This window comes from Stenotrophomonas sp. YIM B06876 (assembly GCF_030711595.1).
In the GTDB taxonomy this organism is placed as follows: domain Bacteria; phylum Pseudomonadota; class Gammaproteobacteria; order Xanthomonadales; family Xanthomonadaceae; genus Stenotrophomonas.
In genome coordinates this window covers 64,773-90,649 of sequence record NZ_JAUJUJ010000004.1, presented here as the reverse complement: position 1 = coordinate 90,649, position 25,877 = coordinate 64,773, and the positions used below count along the sequence as shown (strand labels likewise).

General features: G+C 65.8%; 26 protein-coding genes. 16 read left to right on the top strand and 10 right to left on the bottom strand.

Annotated elements, in window-relative coordinates:
• Window positions 1-11: 11 nt before the first annotated feature.
• Window positions 12-503 carry a hypothetical protein gene (locus tag QZH66_RS03605; protein ID WP_305804587.1) on the top strand — a complete coding sequence of 164 codons (492 nt, stop codon included), beginning with the start codon at window positions 12-14 and terminating at the stop codon, window positions 501-503.
• On the opposite strand, the gene QZH66_RS03600 is transcribed toward QZH66_RS03605, so the two are convergent.
• Complete coding sequence (locus QZH66_RS03600; protein ID WP_305804625.1) at window positions 479-709, bottom strand: hypothetical protein; 231 nt, start codon at window positions 707-709, stop codon at window positions 479-481. The genes QZH66_RS03605 and QZH66_RS03600 overlap by 25 nt on opposite strands.
• On the opposite strand from QZH66_RS03600, the gene QZH66_RS03595 reads away from it, so the two are divergent.
• The 3 genes from QZH66_RS03595 (at window position 633) to QZH66_RS03585 (ending at window position 3,664) form a co-directional block, all read left to right on the top strand.
• Window positions 633-917, top strand: a complete 285-nt coding sequence (locus QZH66_RS03595) for a YfhL family 4Fe-4S dicluster ferredoxin (protein WP_305804586.1) — start codon at window positions 633-635, stop codon at window positions 915-917. The two genes, QZH66_RS03600 and QZH66_RS03595, sit on opposite strands and share 77 nt — an antisense overlap.
• The gene (gene ggt / locus QZH66_RS03590; RefSeq protein WP_305804585.1) at window positions 914-2,656 is read left to right on the top strand and encodes a gamma-glutamyltransferase; all 1,743 of its coding nucleotides are present in this window, start codon (window positions 914-916) and stop codon (window positions 2,654-2,656) included. The genes QZH66_RS03595 and ggt overlap by 4 nt, the downstream gene beginning before the upstream one ends.
• A gap of 117 nt (window positions 2,657-2,773) precedes the next feature.
• Entirely contained in the window at window positions 2,774-3,664 is an 891-nt protein-coding gene (locus QZH66_RS03585) for an MBL fold metallo-hydrolase (protein ID WP_305804584.1), read from the top strand.
• 85 nt (window positions 3,665-3,749) lie between these two features.
• On the opposite strand, the gene QZH66_RS03580 is transcribed toward QZH66_RS03585, so the two are convergent.
• From QZH66_RS03580 to QZH66_RS03570, 3 genes are all read right to left on the bottom strand, one after another.
• Window positions 3,750-4,049 (bottom strand): PsiF family protein, encoded by a 300-nt coding sequence (locus QZH66_RS03580; RefSeq protein WP_305804583.1) that lies wholly within the window; start codon window positions 4,047-4,049, stop codon window positions 3,750-3,752.
• A gap of 79 nt (window positions 4,050-4,128) precedes the next feature.
• Complete coding sequence (upp, locus tag QZH66_RS03575) at window positions 4,129-4,764, bottom strand: uracil phosphoribosyltransferase (RefSeq protein WP_305804582.1); 636 nt, start codon at window positions 4,762-4,764, stop codon at window positions 4,129-4,131.
• Between the two features lie 294 nt (window positions 4,765-5,058).
• Window positions 5,059-6,555 carry an aminotransferase class III-fold pyridoxal phosphate-dependent enzyme gene (locus QZH66_RS03570; protein ID WP_305804581.1) on the bottom strand — a complete coding sequence of 499 codons (1,497 nt, stop codon included), beginning with the start codon at window positions 6,553-6,555 and terminating at the stop codon, window positions 5,059-5,061.
• A 117-nt stretch (window positions 6,556-6,672) separates the two neighbouring features.
• On the opposite strand from QZH66_RS03570, the gene QZH66_RS03565 reads away from it, so the two are divergent.
• The 7 genes from QZH66_RS03565 to fabV all read left to right on the top strand — a co-directional run bounded on the left by QZH66_RS03565 (window position 6,673) and on the right by fabV (window position 14,385).
• Window positions 6,673-7,104, top strand: a complete 432-nt coding sequence (locus QZH66_RS03565) for an Lrp/AsnC family transcriptional regulator (protein ID WP_305804580.1) — start codon at window positions 6,673-6,675, stop codon at window positions 7,102-7,104.
• A 78-nt stretch (window positions 7,105-7,182) separates the two neighbouring features.
• Window positions 7,183-8,214, top strand: a complete 1,032-nt coding sequence (gene queA / locus QZH66_RS03560) for a tRNA preQ1(34) S-adenosylmethionine ribosyltransferase-isomerase QueA (RefSeq protein ID WP_305804579.1) — start codon at window positions 7,183-7,185, stop codon at window positions 8,212-8,214.
• A gap of 112 nt (window positions 8,215-8,326) precedes the next feature.
• A complete protein-coding gene (tgt, locus tag QZH66_RS03555; protein WP_305804578.1) occupies window positions 8,327-9,466 on the top strand; it encodes a tRNA guanosine(34) transglycosylase Tgt in 1,140 nt (379 codons plus the stop codon).
• Window positions 9,467-9,587: 121 nt separating this feature from the next.
• Complete coding sequence (gene yajC / locus QZH66_RS03550) at window positions 9,588-9,914, top strand: preprotein translocase subunit YajC (protein WP_305804577.1); 327 nt, start codon at window positions 9,588-9,590, stop codon at window positions 9,912-9,914.
• Between the two features lie 59 nt (window positions 9,915-9,973).
• The gene (secD, locus tag QZH66_RS03545; RefSeq protein ID WP_305804576.1) at window positions 9,974-11,827 is read left to right on the top strand and encodes a protein translocase subunit SecD; all 1,854 of its coding nucleotides are present in this window, start codon (window positions 9,974-9,976) and stop codon (window positions 11,825-11,827) included.
• Window positions 11,828-11,846: 19 nt separating this feature from the next.
• The gene (gene secF, locus QZH66_RS03540; protein ID WP_305804575.1) at window positions 11,847-12,821 is read left to right on the top strand and encodes a protein translocase subunit SecF; all 975 of its coding nucleotides are present in this window, start codon (window positions 11,847-11,849) and stop codon (window positions 12,819-12,821) included.
• 304 nt (window positions 12,822-13,125) lie between these two features.
• The gene (gene fabV / locus QZH66_RS03535) at window positions 13,126-14,385 is read left to right on the top strand and encodes an enoyl-ACP reductase FabV (RefSeq protein WP_305804574.1); all 1,260 of its coding nucleotides are present in this window, start codon (window positions 13,126-13,128) and stop codon (window positions 14,383-14,385) included.
• Between the two features lie 72 nt (window positions 14,386-14,457).
• Here the strand turns inward: fabV and QZH66_RS03530 are convergent, their stop codons facing one another.
• The 3 genes from QZH66_RS03530 to QZH66_RS03520 form a co-directional block, all read right to left on the bottom strand.
• Window positions 14,458-16,530 carry an EAL domain-containing protein gene (locus tag QZH66_RS03530; RefSeq protein ID WP_305804573.1) on the bottom strand — a complete coding sequence of 691 codons (2,073 nt, stop codon included), beginning with the start codon at window positions 16,528-16,530 and terminating at the stop codon, window positions 14,458-14,460.
• Between the two features lie 94 nt (window positions 16,531-16,624).
• Window positions 16,625-17,809 carry an NAD(P)/FAD-dependent oxidoreductase gene (locus QZH66_RS03525; RefSeq protein WP_305804572.1) on the bottom strand — a complete coding sequence of 395 codons (1,185 nt, stop codon included), beginning with the start codon at window positions 17,807-17,809 and terminating at the stop codon, window positions 16,625-16,627.
• Entirely contained in the window at window positions 17,806-18,354 is a 549-nt protein-coding gene (locus QZH66_RS03520) for a YaeQ family protein (RefSeq protein ID WP_305804571.1), read from the bottom strand. The genes QZH66_RS03525 and QZH66_RS03520 overlap by 4 nt, the downstream gene beginning before the upstream one ends.
• 60 nt (window positions 18,355-18,414) lie before the next feature.
• On the opposite strand from QZH66_RS03520, the gene QZH66_RS03515 reads away from it, so the two are divergent.
• Window positions 18,415-19,287 (top strand): pseudouridine synthase, encoded by an 873-nt coding sequence (locus QZH66_RS03515; protein ID WP_305804570.1) that lies wholly within the window; start codon window positions 18,415-18,417, stop codon window positions 19,285-19,287.
• Window positions 19,288-19,290: 3 nt separating this feature from the next.
• On the opposite strand, the gene QZH66_RS03510 is transcribed toward QZH66_RS03515, so the two are convergent.
• On the bottom strand, window positions 19,291-19,767 hold the full coding sequence (locus QZH66_RS03510; protein ID WP_305804569.1) for a YaiI/YqxD family protein: 477 nt from the start codon (window positions 19,765-19,767) through the stop codon (window positions 19,291-19,293).
• Between the two features lie 340 nt (window positions 19,768-20,107).
• Here QZH66_RS03510 and QZH66_RS03505 point away from each other — a divergent pair, with 340 nt between their 5' ends.
• The 4 genes from QZH66_RS03505 (at window position 20,108) to QZH66_RS03490 (ending at window position 23,322) form a co-directional block, all read left to right on the top strand.
• The gene (locus QZH66_RS03505) at window positions 20,108-20,317 is read left to right on the top strand and encodes a cold-shock protein (RefSeq protein ID WP_039005002.1); all 210 of its coding nucleotides are present in this window, start codon (window positions 20,108-20,110) and stop codon (window positions 20,315-20,317) included.
• 142 nt (window positions 20,318-20,459) lie between these two features.
• Window positions 20,460-21,146, top strand: a complete 687-nt coding sequence (locus tag QZH66_RS03500; RefSeq protein ID WP_305804568.1) for a glutathione S-transferase — start codon at window positions 20,460-20,462, stop codon at window positions 21,144-21,146.
• Window positions 21,147-21,184: 38 nt separating this feature from the next.
• On the top strand, window positions 21,185-22,741 hold the full coding sequence (locus QZH66_RS03495; protein WP_305804567.1) for a protein adenylyltransferase SelO: 1,557 nt from the start codon (window positions 21,185-21,187) through the stop codon (window positions 22,739-22,741).
• Window positions 22,742-22,791: 50 nt separating this feature from the next.
• On the top strand, window positions 22,792-23,322 hold the full coding sequence (locus QZH66_RS03490; protein WP_305804566.1) for an adenine phosphoribosyltransferase: 531 nt from the start codon (window positions 22,792-22,794) through the stop codon (window positions 23,320-23,322).
• Between the two features lie 56 nt (window positions 23,323-23,378).
• Here QZH66_RS03490 and dbpA read toward each other — a convergent pair whose 3' ends face one another.
• Both dbpA and QZH66_RS03480 read right to left on the bottom strand, forming a co-directional pair.
• A complete protein-coding gene (gene dbpA / locus QZH66_RS03485; protein WP_305804565.1) occupies window positions 23,379-24,755 on the bottom strand; it encodes an ATP-dependent RNA helicase DbpA in 1,377 nt (458 codons plus the stop codon).
• 40 nt (window positions 24,756-24,795) lie between these two features.
• Entirely contained in the window at window positions 24,796-25,866 is a 1,071-nt protein-coding gene (locus tag QZH66_RS03480) for a YeiH family protein (RefSeq protein ID WP_305804564.1), read from the bottom strand.
• Window positions 25,867-25,877 lie beyond the last annotated feature (11 nt).

Here is a 25,877-nt window from a genome sequence, read left to right as displayed (position 1 = left end):
GGAGGAACTCCATGAAAAACGCGATGCGTGTGATGTTGGCCGCTTCAATGGTGCTGGCTTTCACGGCCTGCAAAAAGGAAGAAGCCGCGCCGGCTGCCGAGGCGCAGCAGGCCCTGGTCGCCCCGGCCAAGGACGACGATGCCGGCTGGAGGCAGTACCTGCAGGCGGTTGCCGTGCAGAACATCGGCAACATCAGCAACAACCCGTTCCTGTACTACCTGCCGCCGGAGTCCGATCCGCAGTTCGCCGAGAAGTACGAGCGCCAGGTGGAAAGCGCCACCGCCGCGATCGGGCGTGGCATCCAGCCGGGCAACATGCTCGCCTTCGGTTCCTCGGCATCGTCGAAGATGGCCGACATGATCGACGCCGCGTTCAAGGGCGTGCAGCCCGATTCGATGAAGGGCGTGCGCGTGGTGTATATCGGCGATGCGGCCGACAATGCCCGCGTGCAGACGATCGTGCAGCCGACCGGCGCCGATTACATCTTTGTTGAAGCCAAGTAATACCCGTGCAAGGCCGGATGCGCGCAATGCGCATCCGGTTGCGGCCGGCGGCAGCGCCGCGCCGCATGGGATGGAAGCACCGCCAGAGGTCGCTCCATCCGCCGGCTGGCGCGGGCGTGGAGCATCGCCATGTCGTTGAAAATAAATGAGCTTTGCGTCAATTGCGACGTCTGCGAGCCTGCCTGTCCGAACAAGGCGATCAGCATGGGTGAAACCATCTATGTGATCGATCCTGCGCGTTGCACCGAATGCGTTGGTCATTTCGACGAACCGCAATGCGTGGTGGTGTGCCCGGTCGAGTGCATCGATCCGGACCCCGATATTCCCGAAAGCCATGCCGACCTGCTGGGCAAGTTGCACCGCCTGCAGCGCGATCACCCTGAACTTTACGAACCGGAGTCTCCATCCGCATGAATTTTTCTGCGCGTTGTTTTCTGTTGCTGGCCCTGGTGCTGTCGCCTGCGGCGTGGTCGGCCGAGGCGACTGCGGCGCTGGCCACCCGTCCCGATGGTGCGGTGATTGCCAGCGGCCACGAGCTGGCGACCAAGGCCGGTCTGGAAATCCTTGCCCAGGGCGGCAATGCGTTCGACGCGGCGGTTGCGGTGTCTTCCACCCTGGCGGTGGTTGAGCCGATCAGCTCGGGCCTGGGCGGTGGTGGCTTCTTCCTGTTGCATGACGCCCGCACCGGCAAGGATGTGATGCTGGATGCGCGCGAAACCGCGCCCGAATCGGCCACGGCTGCGCAGTTCCTCGACCGGAACGGCGAGCTGGACCGTGACCGCTCGGTCAACGGCCCGTGGTCGGCCGGTATCCCCGGATTGCCGGCCGCGCTGGCACAGCTGGCCAGTCAGCACGGCAAGCTGCCGTTGAAGGCCTCGCTGGCACCGGCCATTCGCGTCGCGCGCGACGGTTTCCCGGTGTATGCACGGATGGCCGCCGGCTATGCCTCGCGGCGCGAGGTGATGGAGCGCTATCCCGGAACGCGCGAGGTGTACCTGCGCAACGGCAAGCCGATTGCCGAGGGCGATATCTTACGGCAGCCGGAGCTGGCGCACACGCTGCAGCTGCTGGCGGAAAAGGGCTTTGACGGGTTCTACCGCGGTGAGACCGCCCGCAAACTGCTCAAGGGCGTGAAGCAGGCCGGCGGCCGCTGGAGCGCCGACGAGCTGGCCGGCTACACGGTCAAGACCCGCGAGCCGATCACCTTCAATTACCGCGACTGGAAGATCACCACCGCCTCGCCGCCGTCTTCCGGCGGGATCGCGCTGGCCTCGATGCTGCAGATCCTGCAGGGCTGGGATCTGAAGTCGCTGGATGAAGCGCACCGCACCCACCTGGTGGTGGAGGCGATGCGCCGTGCCTATCGCGATCGCACCTTCTTCCTCGGTGATCCGGACTTCGTCCACATTCCGCAGGAGGTGCTGACCAGCCTGGATTACGCCAAGGGCCTGCGTTCCACCATCCATCCGGAAAAGGCCACGCCCAGCGACCTGCTTTCCGGCCAGCCGACGCCGCTGGAGGATGACGAGACCACCCATTTCTCGATTATCGATGCCGAAGGCAACCGCGTTGGCGGTACCCAGACGGTGAACCTGCTGTATGGCTCGGGACTGATCCCGGCCGGCACCGGGGTGCTGCTCAACAACGAAATGGACGATTTCGCGCTCAAGCCCGGCACGCCCAATGCGTTCGGGGTGATGGGCTATGCCGCCAATGCACCGCAGAAGGGCAAGCGCATGCTCAGCTCGATGACGCCGACGTTCATGGAGAACGCCGACAAGGTCATCGTGATCGGCACGCCCGGTGGCAGCCGCATCATCACCATGGTGCTGCTGGGGATCCTCGGTTACGACGATGGCCTGAGCGCGCAGCAGGTTGCCGCATTGCCGCGTTACCACCACCAGTGGCTGCCGGACGAGATCTCGGCTGAAACCGGCGCGTTCAGTGCCGATGTGGTCAAACAGCTGCAGGCGATGGGGCACAGGATCGATCTGCCTGGCGACAGCGCCAGCGGTGGCCGCGGGTCCAGCCATGTCTGGGGCAACCTGCAGACGGTGGAATGGGACCGTCGCAGCAATACGCTCAGCGGTGGCAGTGACCCGCGCAACCCGGTCGGCAGCGCCGAAGTGCAGTTCAACCAGCCGGCCAACTGAGTCACCGATTGGCCGGTGAAAACCCCGTCTTGCGGCGGGGTTTTTGCGTGCTGCGGTGTCAACTCTAGGGTGCAGGCAAATTGCGAATATTTAACGCGGCGCGGGTAGAATTTTCATATGAAACTATGGTCGATCCGCGGTAATACACAGAAGCTTGATGGCGGTGCGATGTTCGGCAACGCTCCCAAGGCGCTTTGGCAGAAATGGGCTGCACCTGACGATCTCAACCGCATCACCTTGGCGTGCCGCTCATTGCTGGTCAGCCCGCTCAACGGCAAGACGGTGCTGTTTGAAACCGGCATCGGCGCGTTCTTCGAGCCCAAGCTGCGCGAGCGCTACGGGGTGCAGGAATCCCGGCACATCCTGATCGACTCGCTGCGCGAAGCCGGGTTCGAACATGAGGACATCGACGTGGTGGTGCTCAGCCACCTGCATTTCGACCATGCCGGCGGTCTGCTCGCGCCCTGGAGCGAGGATCGCGAGCCTGAGCTGCTGTTCCCGAACGCGACATTCATGGTGGGCGCCGAGCATTGGGAGCGGGCGCTCAATCCCCATCCGCGCGACCGCGCCAGTTTCATTCCCGCGCTGCCGGGCCTGTTGCAGGGCAGTGGCCGGCTGGAAGTGGTGGCGGGCGAGTATTCGCAGACGCTGGGCCGGGCGGTGCGTTTCAGCTTCAGTGATGGCCACACCCCGGGGCTGATGCTGGCCGAGGTGGTCGGCCCGGAACGGGTCGGCGGCCAGCCGCATGGCGGGGTGGTGTTCTGTGCGGACCTGATTCCGGGGCGGTCATGGGTGCATGTGCCGATCACCATGGGCTATGACCGCAATGCGGAGCTGCTGATCGACGAGAAGCGCGCGTTCCTGGAAGACAAGCTGGCGCGCAACGTACACCTGTTTTTCACCCACGACCCGGACTGCGCATTGGCCCAGGTGGTGCGGGATGAAAAGGGGCGGTTCGGCACCACCCATGAACTGGGTGAGTTGAAGGCGCGCCCGCTGGGCGGATGACGGCTGCAGATGCGGTGCGTGGCGGCCGGGGGATTGCCGGCCGCCGACAGGGGGAGCCTTGCCCACCCTGCCGGTCACGTGCGGGTCAGTGGGTTTTGAGGCAGCTGCTCATGAAGCTTTTGCGGGCATCGCCAGTGAGATGCCGGGCGCCAGCGTCGGCATTGCATTTGGTCATGCGCTGCTGCGGCGTGGTGGCAGCCGCCGCCGCTGGGTGGCTGCTCAGGCAGGCCCGCTGGGCTTCCTTGTAGGCCTCGCCCTTCATTCCCTTGTTCTTGGCCGAGCATTCGGCCATGCGTTGCTGTTGCGCGGTGGGCGTGGCCGCGTTCGCCGCCAACGGAATCACGGCCGTCAGCAGCAGGCAGGCGAGGAAGGGCAGGGGCTTCATGGTGGCTCCGGGGCTGGGGTGTCGGCACAGCATCCGTGCAGCCCCGGGTAAGCCGGTGTGAAGGTCGCCGGACCAGTGGTCAGTCGCTGACCCGGGTACCGAAAATCCGGTCGCCGGCATCGCCCAGGCCGGGCAGGATGTAGCCCTTTTCGTTGAGGCGCTCGTCGATTGCCGCGGTGTAGATCTCCACGTCCGGATGCGCCGCTTCCACCGCCTTGAGGCCTTCGGGTGCGACCACCAGGAAGATGCCCTTGATGTGCCGGGCGCCGGCGCGCTTGAGCATGTCGATGGTGGCGATCAGGGTGCCGCCGGTGGCCAGCATCGGGTCCAGGATCAGGGCGTCGCGTTCTTCCAGCCGTCCGGTCAGGCGTTCGAAGTACGGCACCGGTTGCAGGGTTTCTTCATCCCGCTGCAGGCCGACCACGCTGACGCGTGCTGCCGGGATCAACGCCAGCACGCCATTGAGCATGCCCAGCCCCGCCCGCAGAATCGGCACCAGGGTGATCTTGGCCCCGGCAATGCGTTGCACCTGCACCGGACCGGCCCAGCCCTGGAGCGTATGCGTTTCGGTTTCCAGGTCGGCGGTGGCCTCGTAGGCCAGCAGCGTGCCCAGCTCGTCGACCAGCTCGCGGAATTCCTTGGTGCTCATCGCCGCGCTGCGGAGCAGGCCTATTTTGTGCTGTACCAGCGGGTGGCGGACTTCAACAGTTTTCATGGTCGGGCACATCAATGGGGAGGCGGCCAGTTTGCCGCAGTCACCCTTGCTACGGCCACTGCGGGCGGTAATGACGGACCGGAATATCTGCCCGCTGTGGTTGAACACCACCACCGTTGGCGGGGCCGGCGCTACTGGCAGGGCAGGTGGATGCATCGACTGCACGGTGTCGGCGCGGCCGGATGCGCGAGACGATGCCCGGCGGATATCCAGCCCCGCCGGTAAAAACGGCCCCGGCAGGGACCGCTGGCCGATCGCGGGCCCGGCCGCGGTGGCGACCGGGCTTGAGGGGCGTCAGGCGGCGGTCGCCTGCGCGCGTCGTGGACCTTCGCGCAGGGCGCGGCCGATCAGCCCGACCAGCAGCTCCAGCTCGTCGCTGGCCATCTGGAAGTGCGGGGTGAAGCGCAACGAGTTCTCGCCGCCATGGATGACATTGACTCCGCGCCGGCGCAGCCATTCCTCGGTGGAGCCGGCGCCGTAGCATTTGAACTGCGGCGCCAGTTCGCAGGAGAACAGCAGCCCGGTGCCCTGGACCTTGGTGATCAGCCCGCCCAGTTCGGTTTTGAGCGTTTCCAGCTTGCGCAGCGCCTCGGCGCCGCGCTCGCGGATATTGCTGCGCACGGCCGGCGTCAGCTGGGCCAGGGTGGCGCAGGCCACGTCCAACGCGCGCGGGTTGGTGGTCATGGTGTTGCCGTAGATGCCCTTGCGGTACAGCCCGGCGGCCTTTTCGTTGACGGCCAGTACCGAGAGCGGGAATTGCGCGGCATTGAGCGCCTTGGAATAGGTCTCCATGTCCGGCGGCTGCACGCCTTCGAAGCCGGGATAGTCCACCAGCGACAGCACGCCGTGGGCGCGCAAACCGGCCTGGATCGAGTCGATCAGCAGCAGGCTGCCATGGGCGCTGGTGAGTTCCCGGGCGACGTTGTAGAACGCCGGCGGGACCGAACGGCCAGGGTCACCTTCGCCCATCACCGGCTCCAGGAACACCGCTTCGATGAACCAGTGGTTGCGCCCGGCATCGGCAAACACCTGCTTCAACGCCTCGGCGTCGTAGGGGGCGACGGTGATCACCGAATCCTCGCCGCGATAGCTGGCCAGATGCTGCAGGTACGCCTTGCGGCTGGAGTCCGAATACAGCGCCGGGCGTTCGGTGCGGCCATGGAAACTGCCCTTGATCACCACCCGCTTGATGGTGGCCCCCGCGTGCGCGGCGCCGGGATCGGTCTGCAGCTTGGCGTTGACATCGACAATGCGCGCAGCCAGGCCGACCGACTCGGACCCGGAGTTCAGGCACATGAAATGGGTGAACGGACAGCCGCCGCGGGTATGACCGATTTCCTGGCGCAACGCCTTGATGAAGCGCGCCTGCGACAGGCTCGGGGTCATCACGTTGGCCATCACCTGCGGCTTGGCCATCGCCTCCAGCACCGCCTCGGGGGTGTGGCCGAAGCCGAGCATGCCGTAGCCGCCGGCGTCGTACAGCACCGCGCCTTTCAGCGTGACCACCCATGGCCCGCGCGCCGCCAGCGCCACGTAAGGGGTAATGCAGTCGTCGGCGTAGAAATTGACGAAGCCGTCCTGCATGGCGTGGATCTGGCTTGACTCGTCCTGGTCGAGCAGCCCGGCTATGTCGTCGCGCACGCGGGTGTATTCGGCCGCGGCGGCGGCAATGGCCTTGCCCAGGTCGGGATGAGCCGCCGCCAGGCGCTCGACGCTGGCATCGTCCAGGCCTTCGGTCAGGCGGGTGCCGGTGTGTGCGCGCAACGGGGCGAGGGGGCCGAGAACGGTCATGCTCATCTCCAGATTTGGACTTGTCCAGCCATTATCTGGAGCCGCTGGTCATTTGGCAGATGTGAATTGCGCAGGAAACCGGGTAATTTCGTCATATCGACGAAACCGGTTTGCACTATGAAGATATCCGCCGCCGACGAGCGCCTGCTTTCCGTGTTGCGTGAAGATGCCCGCGCCTCGACCGCGCAGATCGCCCGGCGTCTGGGGCTGTCGCGCACCACGGTGCAGAGCCGCATCGACCGGCTGGAACAGCAGGGGGTGATCAGCGGCTACACCGTGCGCACCCATGCCGAGTACGAGCAGGGGCAGGTGCGGGCGCACATCATGATCACCGTGCTGCCGAAAAAGATGGCGGTGGTGGTCAAGGCGCTGCGCGAGATTCCCGAAGTGCGGGTGCTGCACTCGGTCAGCGGCAGCCACGACCTGATCGCGCTGGGGGTGGTGGGCGGGGTTGGCGAAATGGACGTGCTGACCGATGCCATTGGCGCGATCGACGGGGTCGAACGCACTGTTTCCTCGATCATCCTGTCGACCAAGTTCGAACGTTAGCCGGCGCGGGAGCGGCCGGCAGCGCGCCACGGCCGGCCGCGGAATACAATATCGGCCCCCTGTTGCGATGTGCCGGCGTTGAAGAAGTCCGATTTCCATTACGACCTGCCCGAGGCGCTGATTGCCCAGGCGCCCTTGGCCGAACGTTCGGCCAGCCGCCTGATGGTGGTGCCGCCGGCCCCGGCCGCGTTCGATGATCGCCATGTACGCGATCTGCCCGAACTGCTGCAGCCCGGCGATCTGCTGGTGTTCAACGACACCCGGGTGATCCCGGCGCGCCTGTTCGGACAGAAGGCTTCCGGGGGCCGGGTCGAGATCCTGATCGAACGCCTGCTCGGGGCACAGCAGGCCCGCGCCCAGATCGGCGCCAGCAAGTCGCCCAAGACCGGCAGCCGGATCGCGCTGGACGCCGGCGGCGAGGCCGAGGTGCTGGGCCGCGATGGCGAGTTCTATGTGCTGCGCTTCGAGATTCCCGAGCCGCTGGAAAGCTGGCTGCTGCACGCCGGGCATTTGCCGTTGCCGCCCTACATCCAGCGCGCACCCGGGGTGGATGACCGCGAGCGTTACCAGACCGTTTTTGCCAGGGAAGTCGGCGCGGTGGCGGCGCCCACCGCCGGCCTCCATTTCGATGAGCCGCTGCTGGCGCGCCTGCGCGAGCGCGGGGTCGAATTCGGCCATGTCACCCTGCATGTGGGCGCCGGCACGTTCCAGCCGGTCCGCGTCGACGAGCTGTCCCAGCATGTGATGCACCGCGAATGGCTCAATGTCGGCGCCGGGCTGGTGGAGCAGGTCCAGCGCACCCGCGCCGCCGGCGGGCGGGTGATCGCGGTCGGCACCACCGTGGTACGGGCGCTGGAAACTGCGATGCGCGATGGGCAGGTGCAGCCGTTTTCCGGGGAAACCCGGATCTTCATCCTGCCCGGTTACCGCATCCGCAGCGTCGATGCGATGGTCACCAACTTCCACCTGCCGGAAAGCACGTTGCTGATGATGATTTCCGCATTCGCCGGCAAGCAGCGGGTGTTCGACGCCTACGCCCATGCCATCGAGCAGCAGTACCGTTTCTTCAGCTATGGCGATGCGATGCTGCTGTATCCCGCGCCCGACTGAGGCGCCGCGCCCGACCCCGGCTTTCCGCGATGGATCACCGGCTGCGGCAGCCGCCTCTGCGCCGCCACGCCCGATCCGCGACAATACGCGCCAGAAAAGAATCGACCAGACCATGTCCAGACTTGCGTTCCAGCTGCAGACCACCGATGGCCGCGCCCGCCGCGGCCGCCTGACCTTCCCCCGCGGAACTGTGGAAACCCCGGCGTTCATGCCGGTGGGAACCTATGGCACGGTCAAAGGCATCTTGCCCGAGCAGGTCCGCGCGCTGGGTGCCGAGATCATCCTTGGCAACACCTTCCACCTGTATCTGCGGCCCGGTCTGGATGTGATTGGCGACCACGGCGGCCTGCACGGCTTTGCCCGCTGGCACGGCCCGATCCTCACCGACTCCGGCGGCTTCCAGGTGTTCTCGTTGGCGCACCGGCGCAAGATCACCGAGCAGGGCGTGACCTTCTCTTCGCCGACCGATGGGGCCCGGGTGTTCCTGGGCCCGGAAGAGAGCATGAAGATCCAGAAGGTGCTGGATTCGGACGTGGTCATGATTTTCGACGAATGCACGCCTTACCCCGCCACCGAAGAGGTGGCACGCACCTCCATGGAGCTGAGCCTGCGCTGGGCCCAGCGCAGCCGCAACGCGCACGATGCGCTGGACAACGACGCCGCCCTGTTCGGCATCGTCCAGGGCGGTGTGCATCACGACCTGCGCAGCCGTTCGGCCGAAGGCCTGCAGCGGATCGGCTTTGACGGCTATGCCATTGGCGGCCTGGCGGTGGGCGAGCCCGAGCACGAGCGCAACGCCATGCTCGACCACCTGCACCCGATCCTGCCGGCCGACCGCCCGCGCTATCTCATGGGCGTGGGCCGCCCGGAAGACCTGGTCGAAGGCGTCGCCCGCGGCGTGGACATGTTCGATTGCGTGATGCCCACCCGCAACGCCCGCAACGGCCACTATTTCACCTCGTTCGGCACCGTGCGCATCCGCAACGCCCGCTACGAGCGCGACCTGGACCCCATCGAGCCGGGCTGCGGCTGCCACGCCTGCACCAGTGGCTACACCCGCTCGTACCTGCGCCACCTGGACCGCTGCAACGAAATGCTGGCGCCGATGCTGGGTACGCTGCACAACCTGTTCTATTACGAAAAACTGATGGCCGACATGCGCCAGGCCATCGCCGCGGGAACCTTTGCCGCGTTCCGCGAGTCGTTCTATGCAGCCCGCGGTGCCAGTACCCCGGCACTCACCGGGGAATAGGTCGTCGCAACGGCTCCCGGCACGCGTGCCCGGGGCCGTGGCATACTTCGGGGCTGACCCCGTTTCGCAGCGTTATTGCCCGCTCCCAGGGGCGGCAAGTCGCCCAATACAAGGACACAAGATGAATCCGATCGCCATTTTTCTTCCCGTCGCCCAGGCCGCCTCGCCGGGCATGGGCATGAGCACCCTGCTGTTCCCGATCATCCTGATCGCGATCATGTACTTCCTGATGATCCGCCCGCAGATGAAGCGCCAGAAGGAACACAAGGCGATGCTGGAGAAGATCAGCAAGGGGGATGAGGTGCTGACCAGCGGTGGCATCGCCGGCGTGGTCACCGAGCTGGGCGACAACTTCGTCACCCTGGAAGTGGCCGACAACGTGCGCATCCGCGTGCAGAAGGGCGCCATCGGCAACGTCCTGCCCAAGGGCACGCTCAAATCCGCCTGACCGCATCCTCCGATTGTCACGACGTGGCGCCCTGACGGGGCGTCGCGCAGGATCCTGCAATGCTCGAATTCCCACGCTGGAAGTACTTCCTCATCCTGATCATTCTGGCAGTCAGCGCGTTGTACGCGCTGCCGAACATCTACCAGAAGGATCCCTCCGTGCAGATCACCGCCAACCGCGGTGGCCAGCTCGACGACAGCTTGCGCGACAAGGTCGCAGCCGAGTTGTCCAAGGCCGGCGTGGCGCCGATCTCCGTGGCAAGGGAGGGCGAAAGCATGATGGTGCGCCTGCCCAGCCTGCAGGCACAGACGGCGGCCAACGACGTGTTGCGTGACAGCCTGGGCGAGAACTATGTGGTCGCGCTCAACCTGGCCTCGACCGTGCCGGACTGGCTCAGCGACCTGGGCGGCAAGCCGATGGTGCTGGGTCTCGACCTGCAGGGTGGCGTGCACTTCGTGCTGGAAGTGGACCAGAAGGCCGCGCTGGAAAAGCGTCTGGACGCCTATGCCGAGGACATCCGCAGCAGCCTGCGCGAAGCCCGCATCCCGTACCAGTCGGTCGAGCGCCGTGCCGACAACAGCATTGTCGCCACGTTGAGTCCGTCGGCTGGTGCCGATGCCCCCGCCAACGCGCGTGCGGCCCTGGCCAAAGCGCAGCCGACGCTGGGCTATGACGTGACCGGGAACCGCATCACGGTCAGCGTTCCGGACGCCGAACTGGCGCAGATCGCCACCGGCGCGATCGAGCAGAACATCGCCACGCTGCGCAATCGCGTCAACGAGCTGGGCGTGGCCGAGCCGATCATCCAGCGCCAGGGCGAGAACCGCGTGGTAGTGCAGCTGCCGGGCGTGCAGGACACCGCCGAGGCCAAGCGCATGATCGGCGCCACCGCGACACTGGAATATCGTGCCGTGGTCGATGGCAATGCGCAGGACGCCATCGCCAGTGGTCGCGTCCCGCCGGAAGCCAAGGTGTACCAGCTGCGTGACAATCGCGGCCCGATCCTGCTCAACAAGCGCGTGATCGTGACCGGTGACCAGATGGTGGCCGCCAGCGTCGCCAACGACCAGAACGGCATGCCGGCCGTCAGCGTGACGTTGAACAACGTCGGCGGGCAGCGCATGTTCGACTTCACCAGCGCCAACGTGAACAAGCCGATGGCGGTGGTCTACACCGAGCGCGTGCCGCAGGTGAGCATGGTCGACGGCAAGGAAGTGCGCAGCTTCCGGGTCAAGGAGGAAGTGATCTCGGTGGCCAACATCAATGGCGTGTTCGGCAAGAGTTTCCAGACCACCGGGCTGGAGAAGACCGAAGCGGACAACCTGGCCAAGCTGCTGCGTGCCGGTTCGCTGGCCGCGCCGATGGATTTCGTCGAAGAGCGCATCGTCGGCCCGAGCCTGGGTGCCGAAAACGTCGAGCGCGGCGTGACCGCGGTGCTGTACGCGTTCCTGTTCACGCTGGTGTTCTTCACCGTGTATTACCGCATGTTCGGCGTGATCACCTCGGTGGCGCTGATGTTCAACCTGCTGATCGTGGTGGCGGTGATGTCGCTGTTCGGCGCGACGATGACGCTGCCCGGTTTTGCCGGCCTGGCGTTGTCGATCGGCCTGTCGGTGGATGCCAACGTGCTGATCAACGAACGTATCCGCGAAGAGTTGCGGCTCGGAATGCCGCCCAAGGCCGCGATCACCGCGGGCTACGAGAAGGCATCCGGCACCATTCTGGACGCCAACCTCACCGGCATCCTTGCCGGCGTGGCGCTGTATGCATTCGGTACCGGTCCGTTGAAGGGCTTCGCGGTGACCATGATCGTCGGCATCTTCGCCTCGATGTTCACGGCCATTACCGTGTCGCGCGCGCTGGCGGTGCTGGTCTACAGCCGCCGCAAGAAACTCAAGTCCCTGGCCATCTGACGGGAAGAAGAGCAAATCCATGAAACTGTTCCCGTTGCATCTGATCCCGAACGACACCCGGTTCGACTTCATGCGTACGCGCTGGGTGGCGGTCATCGCCGCGGCGCTGCTGCTGCTCGCATCCATTGGCCTGATGGCCTTCAAAGGTTTCAACTACGCGCTGGATTTCACCGGCGGCACCGTGGTCGAAGTCCGTTTCGAAAAGCCCGCTGACGTCGATTCCGTGCGTCAGCATCTGGAGGCGGCCGGTTACGGTGGCGCCCAGGTGCAGAACTTCGGCAGCGGCAGTGATCTGCTGATCCGCCTGCAGCCGCAGGAAGTGCCTGAAGGGGTGAGCTCGGGCGAGGCCAACAACCGCACCGCACAGGCAGTGCTGTCGGCGATCTCGGCGCAGGGCAACAAAGCCACGGTCATGAGCACCGAGTTTGTCGGCCCGCAGGTCGGCAAGGAACTGGCCATGAACGGGATCTATGCCGCCGTATTCGTGATGGTCGGCTTCCTGATCTACATCGGTTTCCGCTTCGAGATGAAGTTTGCCATCGTCGCCACCGTCACCACGATGTTCGACGTGATTGTGGTCGCCGGCTACTTCTCGTTGAGCGGGCGCGAGTTCGATCTGACCGTGCTGGCGGGTCTGCTGTCGGTGATGGGCTTCTCGATCAACGACACCATCGTGGTCTTCGACCGCGTGCGCGAAAACTTCCGCAGCTTGCGGGTCGAGCCGCTGGAAGTCATGAACCGCTCGATCAACCAGACCCTGTCGCGCACGATCATCACCTCGCTGGTGTTCTTCCTGTCGGTGCTCGCCCTGTACATCTACGGCGGTGGTTCGCTCGAAGGGCTGGCGTTGACGCAGATGATCGGTGCGGTGATCGGTACCTTGTCCTCGATCTTCATCGCTTGTCCGCTGCTGACCATGGGGGCGCTGGCGGTGACCAAGCAGGACCTGCTGCCCAAGGCCAAGGATGTCGAAGAGCTGGCGCGTCGTCCCTGACCTCATCGCATCTGTGTTACCGGAAAAGCCGCGCTCTGCGCGGCTTTTCTTTTGCTCCGGCAACGCGTGCCGGCTGGCGCCGGACGCGCCCGCACCATGCGCCGGCGTCGGTTGTTTTCAGTGGGTGTGCACACTACGATCAGCTCCAGTCCAGCGCATGCCGCGGGGCGGCTTACGCCCGCATCCCTGCGTGCGATGACGGCGGTGCCTGCAATGCGTTGCTCCGCGGAGTCACCGGCGTGTGCGCCAGCATGTGCGGGGGCCGGGGCAGGGCCCCCCTTTTTATTTCAAGATCGAGGTTTTCATGGTCATCAAACCGCGAGTGCGCGGCTTCATCTGCGTCACCACCCATCCCGCTGGTTGCGAGGCGGCCGTCAAGGAGCAGATCGACTACATCAAGGCCAAGCCGAAGCTCGCCCATGGCCCGAAGAAGGTCCTGGTCATCGGCGCGTCGACCGGCTACGGCCTGGCGGCGCGGATCACCGCGGCCTTCGGCAGTGATGCGGCCACCCTGGGGGTGTTCTTCGAACGTGCAGGCACCGAAAGCAAACCCGGTACCGCCGGCTGGTACAACTCGGCGGCGTTCCACAAGTTTGCCGGGCAGGCCGGACTGTATGCCAAGAGCATCAATGGCGATGCGTTTTCCGATGAGGTCAAGCGCAAGACCATCGAGCTGATCAAGCAGGATCTGGGCCAGGTGGACCAGGTGGTCTACAGCCTGGCCTCGCCGCGCCGCAAGCATCCGCGCACCGGGGAGATCATCAACTCCACGCTGAAGCCGGTCGGTGCACCGATCACGCTGCGTGGACTGGATACCGACAAGGAAGTGCTCAACGAAACCACGTTGCAGCCGGCCACGGCTGACGAGGTTGCCAGCACCGTTGCGGTGATGGGCGGCGAGGACTGGCAGATGTGGATCGATGCGTTGCTGGAGGCCGGCGTACTGGCCGAAGGCGCCACCACCACGGCGTTCACCTATGTCGGCGAAGAGATCACCCAGGCGATCTACTGGAACGGTTCCATTGGCGCCGCCAAGAAGGATCTGGACCAGAAAGTGCTGGGCATCCGCGCCAAGCTGGCCGCATTGGGCGGCGATGCGCGGGTGTCGGTGCTCAAGGCGGTGGTGACCCAGGCCAGCTCGGCGATTCCGACCATGCCGCTGTACCTGTCGCTGCTGTTCAAGGTGATGAAAGAGCAGGGCACCCATGAAGGCTGTATCGAACAGCTCGATACCCTGTACGACATCCTCTACAACGGCCCGCAGGGCGGTGCCAATGCCGCCGACCATCTCCGTCGTGAACTGGTCGATGGCAAGGGGCGGCCCGTGGCGCTGGTCGACGCCGAGGGTCGTCTGCGCGCCGATTACAAGGAAATGGCGCCGGAAGTGCAGGCCAAGGTGGTGGCGCTGTGGCCGCAGGTCAGCAACGAAAACCTGTACGCGATCAGCGATCTGGCCGGTTACAAGGCCGACTTCCTGCGCCTGTTCGGTTTCGGCATCGACGGCGTGGACTACGATGCCGACGTGAATCCGGAGGTGCTGATTCCGGACCTGGTCGAAGTCTGATCAGGCCGGAGCACGCCGGAAAAGAAAAGGCCGCGCAAAGCGCGGCCTTTTCACAGCCGCCAACAGCAACACTCAGCTGAAATCGAAGTTCATCGTCGCCGTTGCCGGGCCGACAAAATCGCCCTGCACGTAATCCACCCCGGCACTGAACAGCAGGCTCATGGTGGCCGCATCGGAAACGCATTCGGCGAGGGTGCGGATGCCTGCCTCCTGCGCGCGGCGGGTGATCTCGCGGATTTTCTCCTGCTGCTCCCTGGCCTGGGCGGGATCGGCGGTGAAGTCGCGATCCAGCTTGAGGAACGCCGGCTGGAAGTGGGCCAGCAGCTGGAACGAATCCAGCCCCGAGCCGAACTGCTCCAGCCCCATCTTGCAGCCCAGTCGCGAAACATCGGCGAGGAACTGCTGGGCATTGCGCAGATGGGTGAAAACCTTCGCTTCCGGGGTCTGCAGCCACAGTTGTTCACCCGCCACGCCATGGGTGGCAAGACCGGTATGGATGAGGGCGATCATTTCCGGGTCGGAGAACGACTCCGGAGTGATTTTCAGCATCAGCCGGGTGGTGTGGCCGTCGCGCTTGCGCTCGCCCAGGATCTGGATCGCGTGGCTCACCATCCAGCGGTTGATCTTGCCGAGCAGGCCGTGTTCTTCGGCAATCGGCAGGAACGTGGACGGGCTGACCAGCTCGCCATTGTTCTCCAGCTGCAGCGAGGCCTCATACAGCTCGGTGGGCTCGCCCTGCAGGTTGAGTGCCGGCCGGTAGCGCAGCTGGAAGCCGTCGCCCGCCAACGCCTCGCGCAGGCGCTCCACCCAGCGTTGCACGCGTTCTTCCTCGACGCGATCGGCGGCACCGGGATCGAACACCTTGATGTTGTTGCCGCCCAGTTCGATTGCGGCATGCACGCATTCGCTGGCGCGCGCCAACACCTGGCCGACGCTGGCGATCTTCTCGCCGACCTGCACGCCACCGAGGCTGACGGTGACCGTGGCCGAGCGCTCGCCGATGCTGAACACATGGGCGGAAAACGCCTGGCGGATCTGCTCGGCGATGGCCGCGGTGTGGGGATAGTTGCCTTCCAGCAGTACCGCAAAGCTGTGCTCGCCAAAGCGGGCCACCTGGGTGCCGCTGTCCAGCGCGGCGGCCAGGTGCTGGCCGAGCGCGGCGATCAGCGCATCGGCCGAGTCCAGGCCGATATCCGGCAGCAACCGCGCGTAATGGTCCGGTTCGACCAGCAGGAACCCGTACTGGCCATCGCTGCGGCTGACCTGGGCAACCGCGTTTTCCAGTTGCACCATGAACGTCGGGCGGTTGAGCAGCCCGGTGACCTGGTCGCGCTGGCGCAGGTCCTCCACCTCGCGCGCCAGCTCCGGATCGAACTCCTCGCGCCGGCGGAATACCACCTGGAAGCAGGATTCGCCCTCGTAACTGGCCGCGGTGAACTCCATCGTGGCCGGGAAGATATCGCCGGTCTGGCTGCGCGCATCAACCTGGTATTGCGGCGGCGGGGTATCGCCCTTGCTCAGCGATTTGAGCAGCTGCTTGAAATCCTCCATATGCGCCGGGGCGACCATGTCCAGCAGCGAGATGCCTTCCACGTCCTCGAACGAGTCATAGCCGAACATGTCCAGATAGGCTTCGTTCGCGCGGATATGCATGCCTTCATGGACATAGGCGATCGGATCGCGCGAAGACGAAATCAGCGCATCACAGCGGCGCTCGGTTTCGCGCATCTGCGCCTCGATCCGGCGCAGCCCGCGGCGGGCCTGCAGGTCGGTCCATTCGTTGCGGACCACCGCCAGCAGATGTTCGGGGCGTTGTCGCAGCACGATGGCGCGGATGCCGTTGGCCACCGATTCGACCAGCTCGTTTTCCTCGATGCGATCGGCCAGCAGGATCATGGGAATGTCCTTGCCGCTGGCTGCAATCTGCTGGGTGACCAGCAGCAGCGGAATGCTCTGCGATGCGGCGGCCAGCACCAGATCGATCGGCTGGCTGTTCAGCGCCTGCGACAGTTCCTCGGCGTTGTGTGGGCGGGTCGGGCGCACGGCGATGCCACTGTTGCGCAAGGTGCTGACGATCGCTTCGGCGTTCTCGCCGCTGTCATCGACAATCAGCAGGCGGATGGTGATGTCTTTGCCGTTTTGCATTCAGAACTCCCCTCGGTCGGGGTTTAATACACGATGGTCATGGTGGCGTCCATGCGCGAACCGGCCCGGCTTCACGTATTGGCGTACCCGTGGTTCAAACCGCATGGCCAGCGGCATGGCCCGATGCCCAGGCCCACTGGAAATTGTAGCCGCCCAGCCAGCCAGTCACATCCAGCACTTCGCCAATGAAGTGCAGCCCCGGCACCAGTTGCGATTCCATGGTGGACGAAGACACCTTGCGTGTATCCACGCCGCCCAGGGTGACTTCAGCGGTGCGGTAGCCTTCGGTGCCGCTGGCCACCAGCGGGAAGTCCGCCAGCAGCTGCGCGGCGGTCCTGAGTTCGCGCTCGTCCAGCTGCCGCACCGGTTTGTCGCCGAGCCACTGCTCGCACAGTCGCAGCGCCAGGCGCCGTGGCATCACTTCGGAAAGCACGGTGCGCAGTTCAGCGGCGCCGCGATCGCGTTTCATCGTGCGCAGCCAGTCTCCGGCATCGAACCCGGGCAGCAGGTCCAGGCGCAGGTCGTCGCCGGGTTGCCAGAACGAGGAGATCTGCAGGATGGCCGGGCCGCTGATGCCGCGATGGGTCAGCAGCATCGAATTGCGGAAGCGCTGCCCGTTGCAGCGGGCCTCCACCGGCAGTGCGACTCCGCTGAGATCGGCAAAGCGTTCCTGGTGTTTGCCACTGAGCGTCAACGGCACCAGCCCGGCGCGCGTGGGCAACACTTCGTGGCCGAACTGGCGGGCCAGTTCATAGCCGAATCCGGTCGCGCCCAGGCTGGGAATCGACAGCCCGCCGGTGGCGATCACCAGCGAACTGGCGTGGAACAGTCCCTGCGCGGTGTGCACCCGGAAACCATCGCTGCCTCGCTCGACCCTGTCCACGCCGCAATTGGCGCGGATCTGCGCCCCGGCCGCTGTGCACTCGTCGACCAGCATCTTCACGATCTGCTTGGAAGAGAGGTCGCAAAACAGCTGGCCCAGCTCCTTTTCATGCCAGGCGATGCGGTGTCGGTCCACCATTTCAATGAAATCGGCTGGCGTGTAACGCGCCAGCGCCGATTTGCAGAAATGCGGGTTGGCCGACAGGAACTGGGCCGCGGTGGTGCCGGTATTGGTGAAGTTGCAGCGGCCGCCGCCGGACATCAGGATTTTCTTGCCGATCTTGTTGGCGTGGTCGATCACCTGCACGAGGCGTCCGCGCTGGCCGGCAGTCAGCGCACACATCAGGCCCGCCGCGCCGGCGCCGATCACCAGCACATCGCAGCGGATCGTGCTCATGCCGGGATCGGCTTGCGCCAGGCCGGGATCACCTGCAGTTGCATCTGGTCGTTGAGCAGCTGCACCTCGCCGTCCTGGATCAGCACGCTCCAGCGCATGGCGCGCTGGATCCGGGTGCCCCATTGCTCGACGAACTCGGCCGGCAGATCGACGACGGACAGGTTGGCGAAACGCGCTAGTGCTTTGCCCTGTTTTTCCCACCAGATGTCCGAGGCACGGCCACCGTAGTTGACCACCTGGACCCGCTTGCTGCGGTTGCAGGCCTTGCGCACCCGCGATTCATCCGGATGGCCCAGGTCGATCCACTGTTCGATGGCGCCGGTGTAATCGTGCTGCCACAGGTCCGGTTCGTCCTCGGTGCTCAGGCCTTTGCCGAACTCCAGCCGGTCATCGGCGTTGAGGGCGAACGCCAGCAGGCGCACCATCAGCCGTTCGTCGGTCTCGGAGGGATGTTGGGCCAAGGTCAGGTTGTGGGTCGCGTAGTAGCCGCGGTCCATGTCGCTGATCTGCAGCTCGGCCTTGCGGATGGTGGCGGTAAGGGCCATGGAGATACCGGGAACAAAGATCGCCATGATAATGCGTTGGCCATGCCTGGATCCTTGCCGATGGATGATCCCCTGCTGCCCAGCCGCCTGCAGTTGCCTGCCGGTGACTGGGCGACGCTGCTGGACGGGTTGTGTGCGAGGTTTGCCGGCGTGGATCGCGCGCAGTGGCAGGACCGGTTCGCACGCGGCCGGGTGCAGGACCGCCAGGGCCGACCGCTGGCGGCGGACCGGTCTTGGCAGCTGGGCCTGGAGGTCGTCTATTACCGCGAGGTGGCCGACGAGCCGTTGATTCCGTTCAGTGAGCGCATCGTGCATCACGACCGGCATCTGCTGGTGGCCGACAAGCCGCATTTCCTGCCGGTGACGCCGGCCGGCCGCCATGTGCGCCAGACCTTGCTGGCCCGCCTGGTCGCCACCACCGGTATCCGCGATCTGGTGCCGCTGCATCGGATCGATCGCGGTACCGCCGGCCTGGTGCTGTTTTCGGTCGATCCGGACAGTCGCGCGGCCTACCAGGCGCTGTTTCGCGAACGCCGCATTGAAAAGCACTACGAGGCGCTGGCACCGGCGCTGCCGCGGCTGCAGTTCCCGCATGAGCACAGCAGCCGGCTCGAGCGCGGTGAGCCGTTTTTCCGCATGCGCGAAAGTGCGGGCCAGGCCAATTCAATTACCCGTATATGCCTGCTGGAGGCCAATGGTCCGGTCTGGCGTTACGGGCTGGAGCCGGTCACCGGCCGCAAGCACCAGTTGCGCGTGCATATGGCGGCACTGGGCGCCCCGATTGCGGGCGACGACTTCTATCCGGCGCTCTCCCGGCGCGCCGAGCAGGACTACCGCCAGCCATTGCAATTGCTGGCCCGCGCCCTGGCGTTCATCGATCCGCTCAGCGGCCAGTACCGGCGCTTTGAAAGTGCCCGGGAGCTGCTGGGCTGAGGCTCAGCGCCGCTGCGCCAGCCAGCGGTCCAGCTGGTTGGCGAAGGCCAGGCGGTCTCGGGCGTGGAATGCGGCCGGGCCGCCGGTCTGCACCCCGCTGCCGCGCAGCTCTTCCAGGAAATTGCGCATCGACAGGCGCTCGGCCATGTTGTTGGCGGTATACAGCTCACCGCGCGGGTTCAGCGCGATCCCGCCTTTTTCCAGCACCCGCGCCGCCAGCGGGATGTCCTGGGTGACCACCAGGTCGCCAGCGGCGAGGCGGTCGACGATTTCATGGTCAGCCGCATCGAAGCCGCCGGCCACCTGGAGCGCGCGGATGAAGCGCGAAGACGGTGTGCGCAGCCACTGGTTGGCCACCAGCGTCATTTCCACCTGCGCACGCTCGGCGGCGCGGAACAGGATTTCCTTGATCACCCCGGGGCAGGCGTCAGCATCCACCCAGATCCGGCTGGCCGAGGCCGTCATGGGAGCGGGTATCATGGAAGGCATCTACAGCAGCTGTCTGCAGCTGAATGCGCACTGGGTTGTTGCGCTGCAGTACGGGTGTCCGCACAGGCGGAGCCCAAGCGCCTGAATATTTGGGGTTTGTTCACGGCGATGAACCTCTTGCAAAAACTTAATGCGATATATATCGCTTTTTCAAGAAAAGCCGCGTATCGTCCGTCTCACTGTGTTTGCTAGGGTCACCGTGAATCGTGGCCTGGTGCAGTTGATCTCACGATCCGCTCATCGATCCGCTTTACCAACGCCTGCAACTCAGTCTCGGCTCCGAATACTCGGTGGCTGCGATTTTTTTCACTATTGTTTCAGGAGTTTGGATATGTCTGATCGTCAGACCGGTACTGTCAAGTGGTTCAACGATGCCAAGGGCTTCGGCTTCATCACCCCGGAAAGCGGCCCGGACCTGTTCGTGCATTTCCGCGCCATCCAGGGCACCGGCTTCAAGTCGCTGCAGGAAGGCCAGAAGGTGACGTTCGTCGCCGTGCAGGGCCAGAAGGGTATGCAGGCTGACCAGGTGCAGGCCGTCTAATTAGACGCCCCGCTGCCGCAAGGTCGCCCAGAACGCCGGAAGCGCAAGCTTCCGGCGTTTTTTGTTTGGGCGCATTCCATCGCGCTGACGCCACTTTTGCGTCCGATGACTACGATGGGTGCACCACTGCCGAGGCTGCCTGATGATCACGCTCCACCACCTCAACCAATCCCGTTCGCAGCGGGTGCTGTGGATGCTCGAAGAACTGGAGCTTCCCTATCAGCTGATCAAGTACGAGCGCGACCCGGCCACGCTGCTGGCGCCGCCGGCGTTGCGCGCGGTGCATCCGCTGGGGAAATCGCCGGTGCTGGTGGACGGCGGACATGTGCTGGCCGAGTCCGGCGCGATCCTGGAGTATCTGGCAGACCGCTATGACAGCGAACGCCGGCTCTCGCCCACGCCGTTGCCGGTGGATTCGCCCGAGCGGTTGCGTTACCGCTACTGGATGCATTACGCCGAAGGTTCGGCGATGCCGCCGCTGCTGATGACACTGGTGTTCTCGCGGCTCCGTGCGGCGAAGATGCCGTTCTTCGCCCGGCCGGTGGCCCGTGCGATTGTCGACAGGGCGATGCGGGTATACGTCGGCCCGCAGGTGCGTTTGCATCTGGACTGGATGGAGCGCGAGCTGGCCGCCACCGGCTGGTTTGCTGGCGAGCGTTTTACCGCGGCGGATATCCAGATGAGCTTTCCGGTGCAGGCGGCCGCCGCACGTGCTGAAGGATTCGCCGGGCATCCGCATCTGCAGCGGTTCCTGCAGCGTATCGCCCAGCGTCCGTCCTATCAGCGCGCACTGCGGCAGGGCGGAAGCCTGGAGCTGCCCGTCAGCTGAGTTGTGGTGATTCATCGCCGGCGGACTATGCTTTGACCATGACTGTTTTTAATTTCGACAACCGCTTCGTGCGGGAATTGCCGGGCGATCCCGAGTCCGGTCCGCGTCGCCGCGAAGTCGTGGGAGCGCTGTGGTCGTCGGTGATGCCGACGCCGGTCGCCGCCCCGCAGCTGATAGCGCATTCGCCCGAAGTGGCTGCATTGCTGGGATTCACCGCGCCGCTGCTGCAGGCGCCTGAATTTGCCCAGGTGTTCGGCGGCAATGCGCTGTATGCCGGTATGCAGCCGTGGGCGGCCAATTACGGGGGCCACCAGTTCGGACAATGGGCCGGGCAGCTCGGCGACGGTCGCGCGATTTCGCTGGGGGAACTGGTCGCCGATAGCGGGCGCTGGGAGCTGCAGCTCAAGGGGGCGGGTCGAACCCCGTACTCGCGCGGTGCGGATGGCCGTGCGGTGCTGCGCTCGTCGCTGCGTGAATTCCTGTGCAGCGAAGCGATGCACCACCTCGGCGTACCCACGACGCGGGCGCTGAGTCTGGTGGCCAGCGGCGAGAGCGTGGTGCGCGACATGTTCTACGACGGCAATCCGGTTGCCGAGCCCGGCGCGGTGGTGTGCCGGGTGGCGCCCTCATTCATCCGTTTCGGCAGTTTCGAGTTGCCGGCTTCGCGCGGCGAAACCGCGTTGCTGCGGCAACTGGCCGATTTCTGTATCGACCGCGACTTCCCGCAGCTGGGCGCGGCCGGGCCGTCGCGTTACGCCGACTGGTTTGCGCAGGTCTGCCGTTCCACCGCGTTGATGGTGGCCCACTGGATGCGGGTCGGGTTCGTGCATGGGGTGATGAATACCGACAACATGTCGATCCTCGGCCTGACCGTCGATTACGGGCCGTACGGCTGGGTGGACAACTACGACCCGGACTGGACCCCCAATACCACCGATGCGCAGGGGCGGCGGTACCGCTTTGGCACCCAGCCGCAGGTGGCGCACTGGAATCTGGTGCGGCTCGCCCAGGCGCTGTCGCCCTTGTTCGGCGGGTCCGAACCATTGCAGGCCGGGCTGGACCAGTTCCAGGCGGTGTATGCGCAGGCCGAGCGCGACACGGTGGTGGCCAAGCTGGGACTGGGCGACTGGCGCGAAGGTGACGCGGCGTTGATGGCAACGCTGCAGGCGCTGATGCAGGAAGGGGAAATGGATATGACCCTGGCCTTCCGCGCGCTTGACGGGTTCGACCCGCAACATCCTGCAGTGGAGTTGCTGGCGCCGGCGTTCTACAACGATGAACGGCGTGCGGCGGTGGCCGGGCGCCTGCATGAGTGGTTGCAGCGCTACGCCGGCCGGCTGCAGGACGATCTGCTCCCGGCGGCGGCGCGGATGGCGAAGATGCGCCTGGCCAACCCGCTCTATGTGCCGCGCAATTATCTGGCGCAGGAAGCGATCGATCGCGCCGGGCAGGGCGATTACGCGGGAATCTCCGAGCTGTTGGAGGTCATGCGCCATCCGTACGACGAGCAGCCGGGCCGCGAACATTTCGCGCAACGGCGCCCGGACTGGGCGCGCGACAGGGCCGGCTGTTCGATGCTGTCCTGCAGTTCCTGATTGCTGCGGCGTGCGCCGTTGCCGACTCCTTTGTTCCCGACCGTAGACCTATGACCACTTCCTCGCCCGATTGGGCCAAACTGATCCGCGATGTCGCCGACTTTCCCAGGCCCGGCATCCTGTTCAAGGACATCACCCCGTTGCTGGCCGACGGTCATGACTTCACCGCGGCCGTCGAGGCGATGGCGCAACCGTGGCGCGGGGCGGGGTTGCAGGCGGTGCTCGGGATCGAGTCGCGTGGCTTCATCCTCGGCGCGGCGCTGGCGCACGTGCTCGGGGTGGGTTTTGTCCCGCTGCGCAAGCCCGGCAAATTGCCCGGCCGCCTCCTGACCCAGGACTACGAGCTGGAATACGGCAGCGATCGTATCGAGGTGCATGCCGACGCGGTGCCGCCGGGGGCACGGGTGCTGCTGGTGGACGACGTGCTGGCCACCGGTGGCACGCTGTTGGCGGCATTGTCGCTGGCGCGGCAGTTGCAGGCCGTGGTGGCCGGTGCCGCGGTACTGGTGGAACTGCCGGGATTGGGCGGGCGCGGGCGCTGGCCGGCGGCAGTGCCGCTGGTGGCCACGCTGGACTACTGACGCCGGACAGCGCGCCGCCGCAGGGGGAACCGGCGGCGCAGCGGTGACAACCCGGGTTACATCCTGCGCACGCGGAAACGCCTGCCCTTGATCTTGCCGGCCTCCAGCCGCGAGATCGCCTTGCCGACCTGCTCGCGGGTGATCGCGACATAGGAACGGGTGGCATAGATGTCGATCTTGCCGATCGCCTTGGCTGACAGGCCGGCCTCGCCGGTCAGCGCGCCGAGGATGTCACCGGCCCGCAGCTTGTCGGTCTTGCCGCCATCGATGCGCAGCGTTTCCATCGCCGCCTGCGGCAGGACCGCCGGGCGCGCGGTGGCCAGTGGCGTCTTCTGCCAGTTCAGCAGGTTGCCCTGGACGGCTTCCAGGGCATCGGCGCGGCTGCGCTCACGGCCGGTGACCAGACTCATCGCCAGGCCGGTACGGCCGGCACGGCCGGTGCGGCCGACGCGGTGCTGGTAGGTGTCGATATCGGTCGGCAGCTCATAGTTGATCACCGCGGCCAGGTCTTCCACGTCCAGCCCGCGTGCGGCCACGTCGCTGGCGACCAGCACGTTGCAGCTGCGGTTGGCGAAGCGCACCAGCACTTCATCGCGGTCGCGCTGTTCCATGTCGCCATGCAGGGCCAGCGCCGAGAAGCCGAACTGCTGCAGCGAGTTGGCCACCTCGTCCACATCCTTTCGGGTGTTGCAGAACACCACCGCCGATTCGGGCGTGTACCTGAGCAGCAGCCCGCCCAGTGCTTTCTGCTTGCTGGCCGGGTCGATTTCAAAGAACAGCTGGTGGATCGACGGTGCGCTGGCGGCGCCATCGACGGTGACTTCCACCGCGTCCTTGAGCAGCGCGCGGGCCAGGTCGCGGATCTGATCGGGGAAGGTGGCCGAGAACAGCAGCGTCTGCCGGTCCTTGCTGGTGCGGCCGGCAATCTCGCGGATCGGTTCCTCGAAGCCCATATCGAGCATGCGGTCGGCCTCGTCCAGCACCAGCGTGCGCACGCCGCCCAGATGCAGGGCACGCTTGCGGCCCAGTTCCTGGATGCGCCCGGGAGTGCCGACCACCACATGCGGATCGTGCGCTTCCAGCGAGGCCAGCTGCGGGGCCAGCGGCATGCCGCCAGTGAGCACCAGCAACTTCAGGTTGGGAATACCGGTGGCGAGCTTGCGCAGCTGCTTGCCGACCTGGTCGGCCAGTTCGCGGGTCGGGCACAGCACCAGCGCCTGGGCGCGGATGACGGCCGGGTCCAGCCGCTGCAGCAGGCCCAGGCCGAAGGCCGCGGTCTTGCCGCTGCCGGTCGGCGCCTGTGCGATCAGGTCGCGGCCGTCGAGAATCGGCGGCAGGCTCTGCGCCTGGATCGGGGTCATGGTGGTGTAGCCCAGCGCATCGATGCCGGGGGCGAGGGCCGGCGACAGCGCCATGGAGGTGAAATCGTTCATGGCGCATTTTCGCAGATGCCGCACGGGCGTGCCTGCCGGATCAACCCAGCGCCCGCACACCGAGGTTGATCGCCATGCCGCCGCCCAGCAGCCAGACGAACAGCAGCAAGGCCAGCAACAGCGGCTTGAAGCCGGCCTGGCGCAGTGCCGAGGCATGGGTGGTCAGGCCCAGTGCGGCCATCGCCATGGCCAGCAGCACGGTATCCAGCTGCACCAGGGGTTGCACCACGGCCGCGGGCAGCAGTTGCAGCGAGTTGAAGGCGACCATGGCGATGAAGCCGAATGCGAACCAGGGAATGGTGATCTTCGAGCGGGCGCCGCCGCCTCCGTGGCCGGTGCCGCGGGCAAGCAGGGCCGACAACCCGACCAGGAAGGGGGCCAGCATCATCACCCGCACCATCTTGGTGATCACCGCCGCATCGGCGGTGGACTGGCTCACCGCACGGCCGGCCGCGACCACCTGGGCCACCTCGTGGATGGTGGAACCGGCAAATACGCCGAAGTTCGGCTCATCCAGAGGCATCCAGCCGGCGGCGACGCCCCACTGGTACAGCGCGGGGTACAGGAACATCGCCACGGTGCCGAACACGACCACGGTGGCCACGGCGATGGCGACCTGCTCGGCGCGGCCCTTGACCACGGGTTCGGCGGCCATCACCGCGGCGGCCCCGCAGATCGAACTGCCGGCGCCGATCAGCAAGGTGGTGGCGCGGTCCATTTTCAGCACCCGGGTACCCAGCCACCACGCCAGCGCAAAGGTGCTCGACAGCACCAGCGCGTCGATCAGCACGCCGGCGCTGCCGACCTGGCCGATGTCCTGCAGGGTCAGGCGCAGGCCGTACAGCACGATGCCGGCGCGCAGCAGCTTCTGTTTGGCATAGCCGACGCCGTCGTGGGCGCGGCCCGCCAGGCGGCCGTAAACGGTATTGCCGAGCACAATGCCCACAACGATGGCGATCGTCAGTGCGCTGATGCCGTGATCCTGCAGCCAGGCCTGTTCACCCGACCACATCGACAGTGCGGCGATGCCGCCGGCCAGCAGCAGGCCGGGGAGCAACGCACGGCTGCGCCGGATGGAATGCGCAATGGAAGAAGGGGAGAGGTAAGCCATGACAACCGGGC